13 protein-coding genes and 5 tRNA genes are annotated in these 12,630 nt (G+C 67.6%); 2 read left to right on the plus strand and 16 right to left on the minus strand.

The window, feature by feature from the left end:
• Positions 1-10: 10 nt before the first annotated feature.
• The 5 genes from AVE30378_RS28610 to AVE30378_RS28630 form a co-directional block, all read right to left on the minus strand.
• Positions 11-86: transfer RNA gene (locus tag AVE30378_RS28610), tRNA-Glu, on the minus strand.
• A 33-nt stretch (positions 87-119) separates the two neighbouring features.
• Positions 120-195 (minus strand) — tRNA-Ala (locus tag AVE30378_RS28615).
• Positions 196-300: 105 nt separating this feature from the next.
• Positions 301-377, minus strand: a tRNA-Asp gene (locus AVE30378_RS28620).
• An 82-nt stretch (positions 378-459) separates the two neighbouring features.
• Positions 460-535, minus strand: a tRNA-Glu gene (locus AVE30378_RS28625).
• 40 nt (positions 536-575) lie between these two features.
• Positions 576-651 (minus strand) — tRNA-Ala (locus AVE30378_RS28630).
• Between the two features lie 400 nt (positions 652-1,051).
• Here AVE30378_RS28630 and AVE30378_RS28635 point away from each other — a divergent pair.
• Positions 1,052-2,107, plus strand: a complete 1,056-nt coding sequence (locus AVE30378_RS28635) for an aldo/keto reductase (protein WP_129246022.1) — start codon at positions 1,052-1,054, stop codon at positions 2,105-2,107.
• 5 nt (positions 2,108-2,112) lie between these two features.
• Here the strand turns inward: AVE30378_RS28635 and lnt are convergent, their stop codons facing one another.
• The 5 genes from lnt to miaB form a co-directional block, all read right to left on the minus strand.
• Complete coding sequence (gene lnt / locus AVE30378_RS28640; protein WP_129246024.1) at positions 2,113-3,741, minus strand: apolipoprotein N-acyltransferase; 1,629 nt, start codon at positions 3,739-3,741, stop codon at positions 2,113-2,115.
• The gene (locus tag AVE30378_RS28645) at positions 3,738-4,628 is read right to left on the minus strand and encodes an HlyC/CorC family transporter (RefSeq protein ID WP_129246026.1); all 891 of its coding nucleotides are present in this window, start codon (positions 4,626-4,628) and stop codon (positions 3,738-3,740) included. The genes lnt and AVE30378_RS28645 overlap by 4 nt, the downstream gene beginning before the upstream one ends.
• Before the next feature lie 174 nt (positions 4,629-4,802).
• Complete coding sequence (ybeY, locus tag AVE30378_RS28650; RefSeq protein WP_129246028.1) at positions 4,803-5,276, minus strand: rRNA maturation RNase YbeY; 474 nt, start codon at positions 5,274-5,276, stop codon at positions 4,803-4,805.
• Positions 5,273-6,292 carry a PhoH family protein gene (locus tag AVE30378_RS28655; protein WP_129246030.1) on the minus strand — a complete coding sequence of 340 codons (1,020 nt, stop codon included), beginning with the start codon at positions 6,290-6,292 and terminating at the stop codon, positions 5,273-5,275. The genes ybeY and AVE30378_RS28655 overlap by 4 nt, the downstream gene beginning before the upstream one ends.
• Positions 6,289-7,725, minus strand: coding sequence for a tRNA (N6-isopentenyl adenosine(37)-C2)-methylthiotransferase MiaB (gene miaB / locus AVE30378_RS28660; protein WP_129246032.1), 1,437 nt, complete (start codon positions 7,723-7,725; stop codon positions 6,289-6,291). Before miaB ends, AVE30378_RS28655 begins: the two co-directional genes overlap by 4 nt.
• A 170-nt stretch (positions 7,726-7,895) precedes the next feature.
• Between miaB and AVE30378_RS28665 the strand changes: the two genes are divergently transcribed.
• Positions 7,896-8,687 carry a phosphatase PAP2 family protein gene (locus AVE30378_RS28665; RefSeq protein ID WP_129246034.1) on the plus strand — a complete coding sequence of 264 codons (792 nt, stop codon included), beginning with the start codon at positions 7,896-7,898 and terminating at the stop codon, positions 8,685-8,687.
• Positions 8,688-8,785: 98 nt separating this feature from the next.
• On the opposite strand, the gene AVE30378_RS28670 is transcribed toward AVE30378_RS28665, so the two are convergent.
• The 6 genes from AVE30378_RS28670 to secF form a co-directional block, all read right to left on the minus strand.
• Positions 8,786-9,475 carry an alanyl-tRNA editing protein gene (locus AVE30378_RS28670; protein ID WP_129246036.1) on the minus strand — a complete coding sequence of 230 codons (690 nt, stop codon included), beginning with the start codon at positions 9,473-9,475 and terminating at the stop codon, positions 8,786-8,788.
• A gap of 33 nt (positions 9,476-9,508) precedes the next feature.
• Positions 9,509-10,186 carry a VOC family protein gene (locus tag AVE30378_RS28675; RefSeq protein ID WP_129246038.1) on the minus strand — a complete coding sequence of 226 codons (678 nt, stop codon included), beginning with the start codon at positions 10,184-10,186 and terminating at the stop codon, positions 9,509-9,511.
• 30 nt (positions 10,187-10,216) lie between these two features.
• Positions 10,217-10,822, minus strand: coding sequence for an ATP-dependent Clp protease proteolytic subunit (locus tag AVE30378_RS28680; RefSeq protein WP_129246040.1), 606 nt, complete (start codon positions 10,820-10,822; stop codon positions 10,217-10,219).
• A gap of 43 nt (positions 10,823-10,865) precedes the next feature.
• Positions 10,866-11,225: an SRPBCC family protein gene (locus AVE30378_RS28685; RefSeq protein WP_129246041.1), complete on the minus strand. Its 360-nt coding sequence runs from the start codon at positions 11,223-11,225 to the stop codon at positions 10,866-10,868.
• Positions 11,222-11,536 carry an ArsR/SmtB family transcription factor gene (locus AVE30378_RS28690; protein WP_129246043.1) on the minus strand — a complete coding sequence of 105 codons (315 nt, stop codon included), beginning with the start codon at positions 11,534-11,536 and terminating at the stop codon, positions 11,222-11,224. The genes AVE30378_RS28685 and AVE30378_RS28690 overlap by 4 nt, the downstream gene beginning before the upstream one ends.
• A 114-nt stretch (positions 11,537-11,650) precedes the next feature.
• Positions 11,651-12,586 (minus strand): protein translocase subunit SecF, encoded by a 936-nt coding sequence (gene secF, locus AVE30378_RS28695; RefSeq protein ID WP_129246046.1) that lies wholly within the window; start codon positions 12,584-12,586, stop codon positions 11,651-11,653.
• Positions 12,587-12,630 lie beyond the last annotated feature (44 nt).

Here is a 12,630-nt window from a genome sequence, read left to right on the forward strand (position 1 = left end):
GCCAGCGAACTGGCGTCCCCTAGGGGATTCGAACCCCTGTACTCACCGTGAAAGGGTGATGTCCTAGGCCTCTAGACGAAGGGGACCTGAACAAACAACTTTACTACCGTACTGCTTACTGGTGGAGGTAAGCGGGATCGAACCGCTGACCTCTTGCATGCCATGCAAGCGCTCTCCCAGCTGAGCTATACCCCCCAGGAATCCTCGTTGCCACAGACTGCCGGCAACCAGGCCTTACACCCTAAAAAGCAAAAAGCCCCGAATACGGAGCTCTTGAAAGACCCTGGGCGAGAGAGCTTTTGGCGGAGCGGACGGGGCTCGAACCCGCGACCCCCGGCGTGACAGGCCGGTATTCTAACCAACTGAACTACCGCTCCGCAGCGGCTTACTCAACTACTTGGTCACTTCAACTGCATCTAGGTACTGCATCAAACTACTTGCTTACTGCTGCCAGCGAACTGGCGTCCCCTAGGGGATTCGAACCCCTGTACTCACCGTGAAAGGGTGATGTCCTAGGCCTCTAGACGAAGGGGACCTGGACCTGCAAAACTCGTACTGCATTCTTCGCTTTGGACTGGTGGAGGTAAGCGGGATCGAACCGCTGACCTCTTGCATGCCATGCAAGCGCTCTCCCAGCTGAGCTATACCCCCGTTTCTCTAATCAATTCCGTTCAACGTTTTTACGAACTTTTCGAGAGGTTTTCACGAAATTTTCGTCTGTCGTTGCCGGTTTTGTTTAGTGCCGTTGGCGAAGAAACGAGATTATGCACGAACTAAATAGGGTGTGCAAGTCGCTTTGCGGCAAAAAACAAAAAAGTTGCGAAAAAAAGGGGCCAGGGAATGCCCGCAAGCCCGGTTTTGCGCGTTTCTTGCGCAGGGCGGAAAACCCTTGCCGGCGCCAAGCCCAGGAAAATCAAGGATTTGCGAGAATGCTATCGTGATCCAAAAAAATCCGCCGCGTCCGGCGATGTTGTCCCAAGACGGCGTGGCGCGCCCGCGAAGCCCGCCGCGGGGCTGACGGCGGCGGACATCAAGACATGGACGTAGCGCAATGAGCAGCAACACCTCTTTCCCCACGCGCCCGCTGGGCCGCACCGGCATGGCGATCACCCGCATCGGCCTGGGCGCCTGGGCCATCGGCGGCAACGGCTGGGCGGTGGGCTGGGGTCCCCAGGACGACACCGACTCCATCGAGGCGATCCGCCGGGCGGTGGAGCGCGGCATCAACTGGATAGACACCGCGGCCGTCTACGGGCTGGGGCATTCCGAGGAGATCGTGCGCCGCGCGCTGGCGCAGATGCCGCTGGACGAGCGGCCCTACGTCTTCACCAAATGCGGCCTGACCTGGTCCGCCGAACAGCCGGGCGCAATGCCCCGGCGCACGGGCGCGCCGGCCAGCATCCGCCGGGAAATCGACGGCTCGTTGCGGCGCCTGGGAGTGGAACGCATCGATCTCTACCAGATGCACTGGCCCGCCGGCGACGGCACGCCGCTGGAAACCTACTGGCAGGTACTGCTGGACCTGAAGCGCGAAGGCAAGGTCAGGGCCGTGGGCCTGTCGAACCACAATCTGGCGCAGTTGCAGGACGCCGAAGCCCTGGGCCACGTGGATACGCTGCAGCCGCCGTTTTCGGCGGTCCAGCGCGGGGCCGGCGGCGACCTGATCCCCTGGTGCGCCCGCAACGGCACGGGCGTCATCGTCTACAGCCCGATGCAGTCCGGCCTGTTGACCGGCCGCTTCAGCGTGGACCGCGCGCGCGCCTTGCCCAAGGACGATTGGCGGGCGCGCAACGCGGAATTCGCATCGCCGAACCTGGAACGCAACCTGGCGCTGGCCGAGGCCTTCAAGCCGGTCGCCGAGCGCCACGGCACGACCGTCGCCGCGGTGGCGGCAGGCTGGACGCTGGCATGGTCCGGCGTGACGGGAGCCATCGTGGGCGCGCGAAGCGCGGCCCAGGTGAACGGGCTGCTTGGCGCCGCGGCGCTGGAACTGGACGGCGAGGACATGGACGCCATCGCCGCGGCGATCGAGCGGACGGGCGCGGGAACGGGGCCGTTGCGCCCGCCCAAAGAGAACGGCGCGCTGCCGGCCAATCTGTTCGCCTGAGGGCGTCAGCGGCGGCGGGTCTTGCGGCCGCTGCCGACCGCCGCGATCAGCGCCAGGCCGATCAGGGCCAGGGCCGTCTTGTCGCCGAAGCGCGCATAGGGCGTCAGGCCCGTCATGCCCTGCACGGCCACCGGCAGCACGCCGGCCCGCAGCGGCGCGAGCTGCGCCGCCACGCGGCCGCGGGCGTCGATGGCGGCGGTGATGCCGGTGTTGGTCGAGGTCAGCATCGGCCGCGCGGTTTCGATGGTGCGCAAGCGGCCGATCTGCAAGTGCTGGCGCAGGGCCCAGGAGTCGCCGAACCAGCCCAGGTTGCTGACGTTCACCAGGATCGTCGCGCCCGGTTCGCCATTGGGGCCCGGTTGCAGCGCGGGCAGCAGGTCCGGCCCGAACAGGTCTTCGTAGCAGATGTTGAACGCGAGGTGCTGGCCGCCCACCGCGAACGGCGTCTGGCGCGGCGCGCCGCGGTCGAAGTCGCCCAGCGGAATGTTCAGCATGTCGACGAACCAGTGGAAGCCCGGCGGCACGTATTCGCCCCAGGGCACCAGGTGGCGCTTGTCGTAGCGCATCGCGGTGTTGCCGGCCAGGAGCTGTTCGAGCGGGGTGTCGCCGTCGAAGCCCATGACGCTGTTGGTGTAGCGGTCGCGCCCGTCCACGCGGTCGTGCAGCGGCACGCCCATCGCGATGACGGTATTGCGCTGCGCGGCCACGCCGCGCCAGGTGTTCCAGATGCGCGGATCGAGCTGGTCCTGGAAGAGGGGCAGCACGGTTTCCGGCAGGATGATCAGTTGCGGGGCCGGCACGCCGGGCGCCGGCGGCATGGCCGTCAGGTCCAGGTGCCGGATCAGGCTCTGTTCGAGCAGGGCGGGGTCGAATTTCTGGGACTGTTCGATGTTGCCCTGGACCAGCCGGACGTTCAGCGGATCGCCGGCGGGCGCGGACCAGTCGATGCGCGACAGCGGCCAGCCGGCGGCGGCCAGCGCCAGCGCGATGCCGGCGGCCAGCGCGTGGCGCGGGCCGGGCCCCGCCTTTTTCGAGGGTTGCCACAGGCTGGCGGCCGCGGCGGCGACGAAGGCGGACAGGAACGCCATGCCGTGCACGCCCAGCAGCGGCGCCCAGCCCGCGATCGGGCCGTCGACCTGCGCATAGCCGATGTTGAGCCACGGGAATCCCGTCAGCAGCACGGCGCGCAGCCATTCGAACGCGGCCCACATCGCGGCCCAGGCCAGGGTGCCCGACAGGATGCGGGAAGGCGGCGAGTCCGGCGAAAGCGGCGCATAGCGGCGCGCCAGCGCGGCCGCGGTGGCCGGGAACAGGGCCAGGAACGCGGACAGGGCCAGCACGGCGGCGGCCGACAGCGGCGCGGACAGGTCGCCGTAGCGGTGCAGGCTGATGAAGATCCAGTACAGGCCCAGCGCATAGGTGGCGAAGCCGAACAGCCAGCCGCGCGCCCACGCCTGCCTGGCGGAGGGCGCGTACAGCGTCGCGCGGGCGGCGATGGCCAGCATCAGGACCTGGGTTGCCGCCAGCGCCCAGTCGGGCAAGGGGCCGGGCGAGAAGGTCAGGGCATGCGCGGCGCCCGCCAGCAGCAGCCCGGCGGCGCCGCGCAGGAGACGGCCGCGCGGAGAACTCGTCATGCGTCGGCGGAGGACTGGGAGGCGCGGGGCGAGGCGTTGCGCTTGACGCGCAGCCAGATGGCGCGGCGCGCGTCGCCGCGGGCCACTTCGAGGCGCAGGCCGTCGAACTCGGCGGTGTCGCCGCGGCGCGGAATGCGGCCCAACTGGCCGCCCATCCAGCCGCCGACGCTGTCGTATTCGTCGTCGGGCAACTGGCAGCCGAAGACATCGTTGAAGTGCGAGATATCGGTGGCCGCCAGGACGCGCCACTGGTTTTCGCCTTCGGGGAAGATCGAGTCTTCCTCGGTTTCGTCGAATTCGTCTTCGATGTCGCCGACGATCTGTTCCAGCACGTCTTCCATCGTGACCAGGCCCGAAATGCCGCCGTGTTCATCGATGACGATGGCCTGGTGGTTGCGGCTGGCGCGGAACTCGTGCAGCAGCACGTTCAGGCGCTTGGATTCGGGGATGAACACGGCCGGGCGGACCAGGGTGCGCAACTCGATGCCGGGTTCCAGCATGCAGCGCAGCAGATCCTTGGCCAGCAGGATGCCGATGATGTTGTCGCGGTCGCCTTCGTAGACGGGGAAGCGCGAATGCGCGGTCTCGATAACCGAGGCCACGAGATACGGAATGGGCTGCGTGACGTCCAGCAGGTCCATGCGCGAGCGCGGCACCATGATGTCGCCCACGGTGCCCTCGGACACGGCGAGCGCGCCCTTGATCATTTTGTAGGACTCCGCGTCGAGCAGATGGCGGTCGTGCGCGGCTTCCAGGACGGCCTTGATGCCTTCGCGGTCCTCGGGCTCGCGGCGCACGAGGGAAAGCAGGCGGTCTAGAAGGGATTTGGTGGCGGGTTTGGACGAGCGAGCAGGCGTCGCTTCGGGAGCGGGATAAGGGTCAGACATCGTCCGGGAGGACAAGTTGTGGAAGAGCCAGCATAACCGAAAGTGGCTTCCAGTTTGTAACGGCAGGGGCCAAAATGAGGGAAACTACCGCTATCTGCGCCTTGCTGGGCGTCAATTTTCGGCTTTTTTGCCGGCGGACCACGCCAAGGGCAAAAGCGCCCCGCGCAGGGGCTGTCAGGGCGCCACGTAGGGGTCCGCGATGCCCATGGCGGCCAGCGTGGCGGTCTCCAGCGTTTCCATGCGGCGGGCGTCGCGGGCCTTGATGTGGTCGTAGCCCAGCGAGTGCAGCACGCCGTGGATGGTCAGGTGCGCGGCATGGTCCAGCAGCGCCTTGCGCTGTTCGCGCGCCTCGCGCACCAGCACCGGCACGCACATCACGATGTCGCCGCGCGCCACGCCCAGCGGGTCCACGCCGTATTCGAACGTCAGCACGTTGGTGGCGTAGTCGCGGCCGCGGAAATCGCGGTTCAGGCGCCGGCCTTCGGCCGCGCCGACCAGGCGCAGGCTGAGTTCGGCGGCCGAGAAGCCGACCAGGCCGTCTTCCGCCGCCGCGGCCAGGGCGCGTTCCGCCCACCGGCGCAGGCGCCAGCGGGGCAGGCGGGCTTCTTCCACCCCGTACTGGACGGACAGGGACAGGTCAGGCTTCATTCTTCGGCGGCGCGGTCGTAGGCGTCGACGATCCGGGCGACCAGGGGATGGCGCACCACGTCGCGGCTGGTGAATCGGGTGGTGGCGATGCCCTGCACGTCGTGCAGCACCTTCACCGCATGCGCCAGGCCGCTGTCCTGGCCGCGCGGCAGGTCCACCTGGGACGGGTCGCCGGTGATGACGGCCTTGCTGCCGAAGCCGATCCGGGTCAGGAACATTTTCATCTGTTCCGGGGTGGTGTTCTGCGCTTCGTCGAGGATGACGAAGGCGTGGTTCAGCGTGCGGCCGCGCATGTAGGCCAGCGGCGCGATCTCGATCGTCTGTTTTTCGAACAGGCGCTGCACTTTCTCGAAGCCCATCAGGTCGTACAGCGCGTCGTACAGCGGCCGCAGGTACGGATCCACCTTCTGCGCCAGGTCGCCGGGCAAAAAGCCCAGGCGCTCGCCGGCCTCGACCGCCGGACGGGTCAGCACCAGGCGCTGCACGGTGTCGCGCTCCATCGCGTCGATGGCGCAGGCCACGGCCAGCCAGGTCTTGCCGGTGCCGGCGGGGCCGACGCCGAACGTGATGTCGTGCTTGAGGATGTTGTTCAGGTAGTCGCGCTGGCGGGGCGTGCGCGGACGCAGGTCGCTGCGCTTGGTGCGCAGGGCGATGCCGTCGCTTTCGTCGTCCAGGGCCGGCAGCGGGTCCATCTCCTGGGCCTGCTCTTCCTTCAGTGTCTCTTCCTGCCGGCCGACGCCGATCTCGACGAGCCCCAACTGGATGTCGTCGACCGACAGGGCGCGGTGCACGGCCTGTTCGTGGAAGCGGCGCAGCACCCGGGCGGCCAGTTCGGCCAGTTCGCCTTCGATGGTGACCCGGCTGCCGCGTCGCGACAGCTTGACGTTCATGCCGTCGGCCAACTGGCGCAGGTTTTCGTCCAGCGGGCCGCAGAGATTGGACAGGTGGGTGTTGTCGCCGTCCAGGACGACGATGGCGGGCATGCTGCGGCGGGCGCGGGAGCGGGATGTGGTCATTCGGCCTCTGGGGAAACGCGGTCCACGCCGGCCACCCGCGCGCGCAGCGAATTGGTGTGCGCTTCGGTGATGATGACGTCGACCATTTGTCCGATGAGCCGCGCGGGCGCGGCGAAGTTCACGATGCGGTTGTTCTCGGTGCGGCCCATCAGTTCGTTCGGGTCGCGGCGCGAGGGGCCCTCGACCAGCAGGCGCTGGCGCGTGCCGATCATGTTGCGGGCGATGACGGCCGCCTGCTCGTTGATCAGCGCCTGCAGGCGCTGCAGGCGGCGCAGCTTCACGTCCTGCGGCGTGTCGTCGTGCAGGTCGGCCGCGGGCGTGCCCGGACGGCGCGAATACACGAACGAGAACGAGGTGTCGAAACCGACGTCCTCGATCAGCTTCATCGTTTTCTCGAAATCTTCCTCGGTTTCGCCGGGGAAGCCGACGATGAAGTCGGACGACAGGGTCAGGTCGGGGCGGGCGGCGCGCAGGCGGCGCACGACGGACTTGAACTCCAGCGTGGTGTAGCCGCGCTTCATGGCGGCCAGCACCCGGTCGCTGCCGGCCTGCACCGGCAGGTGCAGGAACGACACCAGCTTGGGCAGGCGGGCGTAGGCGTCCACCATGCGCTGGGTCATTTCCTTGGGGTGCGAGGTGGTGTAGCGGATGCGTTCGATGCCGGGGATTTCGTGCACGTATTCCAGCAGCATGGCGAAGTCGGCGATCTCGTCCGTGTCGCTCATGCGGCCGCGGTAGGCGTTCACGTTCTGGCCCAGCAGCGTCACTTCCTTCACGCCCTGGTCGGCCAGGTCGGCCACCTCGACCAGCACGTCGTCGAAGGGGCGCGAGACTTCCTCGCCGCGGGTGTAGGGCACCACACAGAAGCTACAGTACTTGCTGCAGCCTTCCATGATCGAGACGAAGGCCGTGGCGCCGTCCACGCGCGGGGGCGGCATGTTGTCGAATTTTTCGATCTCGGGGAAGCTGATGTCCACCTGCGAGCGGCCTTCTTCGCGGCGGCGCTGGATCAGCTCGGGCAGGCGGTGCAGCGTCTGCGGGCCGAACACCACGTCCACGTAGGGCGCGCGCTTGACGATCGCCTCGCCTTCCTGGCTGGCCACGCAGCCGCCCACGCCGATCACCAGGTTGGGATTGGTTTTCTTCAGGTGCTGTACGCGGCCCAGGTCGGAGAAGACTTTTTCCTGCGCCTTCTCGCGCACCGAACAGGTGTTGAACAGGATGACGTCGGCCTCTTCGGGGTCGTTGGTCAGTTCCAGCCCCTGGTCGCCGCGCAGCACGTCGGCCATCTTGTCCGAGTCGTACTCGTTCATCTGGCATCCGAAGGTGCGGATGTAGAGTTTGCGAGGGGAGCCGGTGCCGGCGGCCGGGGTGGCGGCGGCGTTCGCGCCGTCGCGCGGAGCGTCCGCGCGCTTGAGGGAGATTTCTTGCATGATGGTCGCCGTGACGGGTGTAGATCCCGGGGGCAGAGAGATGGGAAAGGCCGAATTTTAACCCTTGCGCGAAATTTGTTTCTTGGTCTGGCGCCCGGGGGCCGTTACGATAGCGGGCGCACTGATATCAGACTCCAGTAATATTTCTCATTTCCCAGAAAGCGGCACCGATGACATCCAACCCTTTGACGCCTCCGGTTGCCGCTCCCGCGGTCGATGCCGCCCCGGGCGCGCTCGCCGCCGAGCGCTTCCGCAACCCCTTTTCTCCGCTGGTCTGGCTGCTGCTGGGATGCGCGCTGGCGCTGGCCGCCGGCGCCTGCGCGTTGTGGATAGACCTGCCGCTGGCCGTCTGGATCCAGCGGTCGGTGACGGAGCCCGTGGACGCCTCGTTCGAATGGGTCGGCGAAATGGGCGAAAGCGGCCACTACATCGTCATGGCGCTGGCCTTCTATGTCATCGGGCTGGTCGGACTGGCGCGCGGCTGGCGCAACCCCGTGCGCATGAGCTATGCCAGCATGGCGCGGGGCAGCCTGCTGATGCTTGCCACCATGGCGGTGGGCGGGCTCATCGTGCTGGTGCTCAAGCGCTCGGTGGCGCGGGCGCGGCCCGAGCTCTTCTTCGAAAAAGGCATCTACGGGCTGGGCGAATCGTTTTCGCGTTCCCAGCTCTTCAATTCCTTCCCGTCCAGCCATACTTACGCGGCATTCGCCGTGGCGGTGGTGCTGGGCATCCTGGCGCCGCGCTGGCGCTGGGTGTTCCTGCTGCTGGCGGCGCTGGTGGCCGTCAGCCGGCTGGTCAACCTGGACCACTACCTCTCCGACGTGATGACGGCCGCCGGCATCGCGGTGCTGGTCGGCCACGTGCTGGCGCCGAGGGTGCTGGACGGCAAGTACCAGTGGCCGTTGCGGGCGCCTTGGAGGTGGTGGAGTAAACCCAACCTTCCGAACCTTCCGCGTGTCTGACACCCGTATGAGACGGTCTTTCGACCACGAAACAGTCTTCCTGGGTGTCTGACACCGGCTGACTTTGAACGGCCGTCCAGATACAGATACGGCCGGTGTCAGACACCCGCCAGCGCCCGAGTACGGCGGCGTCCATCTCCTCGGGTGTCAGACACGCGGAAGGTTGGGTTCCCCGTGCCGCCGCAGGGCTGGCGGTCCACGCCCGGGATCTCGACGATGCGGATGCTGGCGGTGCCGGCCGGCGGGGCGGCGCCCACCGTGCGCACCAGGTCGGGCTGCGCCGCCAGTTGTTCGGGCGTGATGCAGTCGATGCTGACGCCGATGCCGGCGCCGATCAGCGCGTTCAGGCGTTCGGTCAGGTCGGCCTTGTCCAGCGTGGATTCGGGCAGGTCGAAGTCGATGCGCGCGGAGTCGGGCGAGATATTGCAGCCGGTCACGGGCGCGGGCACCAGCGAACCCAGCAAGTGCAGACAGGTGTGCAGGCGCATGAGCCGATGGCGCCGCGGCCAGTCGATGGCGACCGATACGCGCTCGCCCACCTGGGGTAGCGCGTCGCCGTCCGGCACGTGCAGGATGCGCTGGCGGTCGTCGGCGTACCGCGTGTCCGCCAGGGGCAGCACGCGTCCGTCGGCCAGCGTCAGCGTGCCGCTGTCGCCCGCCTGTCCGCCGCTGCGCGCGTAGCAGACGGTTTCGTCCAGTTCGATGCCTTCGGGGCCCACGGCCACCACGGTGGCGTCGCACCGGTCCAGATAGGGGTCTTCGTCGAATCGCTTGCGGGGGGCGGGCATGGATGGGTCTCCGGATCGTGGGGGGCGGGCCGTTCAGGCCAGGATCTTCACGCCCTGCGCGGTTTCTATCTGCGCGCCGAGGCGCGGCGGGCCGTCGGCCTGTTCCAGGCGGATCAGGTGGTCGGCGCCCAGCCAGGCCAGGCCCTGGCGCAGCAGCCCCGCCTGGGGATGGCTGCCGGACAGCTCCTTGAGCGTCAGGTTCTGGCGCGGCAGGCGTACCCCGGGGTAGTCCGGCACGTCCCACTGGATCAGCGTGGGCAGCAGGCCGTCGCCGGCGGCGTGGCCGGCCTCGCGCCAGGCGGGCAGGCTGCCGTCGTCCGGCACCGTCAGCCGCCAGCGCAGCGCGCCGCGCGACATGGGGATGGCGGGGGGGAGGCGTTGCGGATGCTCGGCCTGCATGCGCGTCAGGTCCAGCGGCGCTTCCACGCGGGCGGCCCAGTGGGCCAGGTAGGGGCCCTGTTCCAGCCGGGCGCGCACGTCGCCCTGGTCCAGCCCGAACCAGCGCGGCCGCTCGGGCGCGTCCGCGTCCGGGTCGATGGCGATGACTTCCAGGTAGATGCCGCCGGCCAGGCCCAGCACCCGATTGTGGGTGCCCATGCGCGGATGGGCGCCGCCGCCGGCGGGCGCGATGCCGAGGAGCCCGGCGACGTAGTCGGTGCCGCTGTCGAGGTCGGCGGCGGCGATGACGAGGTGATCGATGACGAGTTTCATGGTGTGGCTATGGTAGCCCAGCGGGCCGCCTCAGCCATCGAGATCGCGCCGTTTCAGGACCCGGTCTATCAGCCCCCACTCCAGCGCTTCTTCCGCGGTCATGTAGCGGTCGCGGTCCAGCGTGCGCTCGACCTCCTCGTAGCTGCGCCCGCAGTGCTGCGCGTAGACCCGGATCACCCGGTCCTTGGTCCGCTGCATTTCCTCGGCGTGGATGAGGATGTCCGACGCCTGGCCCTGGAAGCCGCCCAGCGGCTGGTGGACGTGCAGGCTGGCGTTCGCCAGCGCGCACCGTTCGCCGGGTTCGCCCGCCATCAGCAGGAACGAGCCCATGGAACGGGCGGTTCCCATGCACAGCGTGTGCACCGGACACGTGATGTACTGCATGGTGTCGTACATCGCCAGGCCGCTGGTGATGACGCCGCCGGGCGAGTTGATGTACAGATAGATCGGCTTGGTGGGGTTTTCGGACTCCAGGAACAGGAGCTGCGCGCAGACCAGCGCCGACACGGCGTCGTTGACTTCGCCGTTGAGGAAAATGATGCGGTCGCGCAGCAGCCGCGAATAGATGTCGAAGGACCGTTCTCCCCGGCCCGACTGCTCGACCACCATCGGCACGTATTGCATGACGTCCTGCATGGACGATCTCCTGTGTTGCGGATGCTTCGCGCGGAGCCCGGGTTTAGGCCGCGCGCATGAGGAAGGGGCCGGCGTCGTTCGCGGCGGCGCGTCCGCGGCGTTCCAGCCGCGCGTCGTCCAGCGCATGGATGATCCGGAGCACGGTGCCGCCGCCCTCGGCGGGCCGGAGCTGGAACGTCACTAGGCTTTCGAGGAAGGGCGGCTCGTCGTCCCGCATGCGGTAGCGGACTTCCTGGGCGGGCGTCGCGTCCACCGGGTCGGCGCAGGCCAGCGCCCGGGCGGGCAGCCACTGCTCGCGGAACTCGGGAATGCTGATGGCGCGCCAGACTTTGTCGGGAGGCGCGTCCAGTTCGTACTCGAGCACGATGTCTTGCGGCTGGCCGTCGGGGGCGGTGTCGTTCATTGGTCCATGTCCTTGAGCAGGGCGTTCAGGGCGTCGATACGGGCGGGCCAGTAGGCGCGGTATTTCGCCAGCCATCCGGCGATGAGCGCCAGGCCGTCCGGATCGACCTGGTAGTTGACGTAGCGGCCCTGCCGGGTTTCCCGCACCAGCCTGGCCTTGCGCAGCACCGCAAGGTGCTGGGAGATGGCCGGCTGGCTGATTTCCATGCCCGCGCGCAAGGCGCTGGCGTTCATGCCGCCGGCGGCCAGCTTCTCGAAGATCGCGCGGCGGGTCGGGTCGGCCAGCGCCTTGAAGATGTCGTTTTCGATCATGCCGATACATTAGCGCATACTTATGTGTCAGGCAAGCGGCATCGCCGCGCGCCGCGGCCGCGCATGAAAAAACCCGCCGTTTTCGCGGCGGGTTCGAGGGGGGCGGAAGCAGGGTCAGGCGGCTTCGCCTTCCTCGCCTTCCTTCTTGACGGGCTTGACCAGGTCTTCGCGCTTGACGCCCATCCACATGGCCAGCGCCGCGGCGACGAACACCGACGAATAGATGCCGAACCAGATGCCGATGGTCAGGGCCATGGCGAAGTAATGCAGGGTGGGGCCGCCGAAGAACAGCATGGCCAGCACCATCATCTGGGTCGAGCCGTGGGTGATGATGGTCCGCGAGATCGTCTGCGTGATGGCGCTGTTGATGACTTCCTGCACGTCCGCCTTGCGGTACTTGCGGAAGTTTTCGCGGATACGGTCCATGATGACCACGGATTCGTTCACGGAGTAGCCCAGCACGGCCAGCACCCCCGCCAGCACCGACAGCGAGAACTCCCACTGGAAGAAGGCGAAGAAGCCCAGGATGATCACCACGTCGTGCAGGTTGGCGATCACGCCGGCGACGGCGAACTTCCATTCGAAGCGGAAGCCCAGGTACACCATGATGCCGATGACCACGACGAGCAGCGCCATCAGGCCGTTGTGCAGCAGTTCCTGGCCCACCTGCGGGCCTACGAACTCCACGCGGCGCAGTTCGACGCCGGAATCGGCGGCCTTGAGCGCGGCCATGACGGTTTCGCTCTGGGTGGCCGAGGTCTGGCCTTCCTGCAGGGGCAGGCGGATCATGACGTCGTGCGAGGTGCCGAAGTTCTGCACCTGGAAGTCGGTGTAGCCCAGCTTCGAGACGACGCCGCGCACGTTTTCAAGCTGCGCCGTCTGGGCGTAGTTGACTTCCATGACCGTGCCGCCGGTGAATTCGATCGACAGGTGGAAGCCGCGCGTGAGGATGAAGAAGACCGCCGCCACGAAGGTGACGAGGCTGATGATGTTCAGCACCAGCGCGTGGCGCATGAACGGGATGGTGCGGTGAATACGGAAAAATTCCATTTTTCGCCTTCGGCTTTATCGGTGGCGGGCGGCCATGCCGCCCG

Source organism: Achromobacter veterisilvae, from assembly GCF_900496975.1.
In the GTDB taxonomy this organism is placed as follows: domain Bacteria; phylum Pseudomonadota; class Gammaproteobacteria; order Burkholderiales; family Burkholderiaceae_B; genus Achromobacter; species Achromobacter veterisilvae.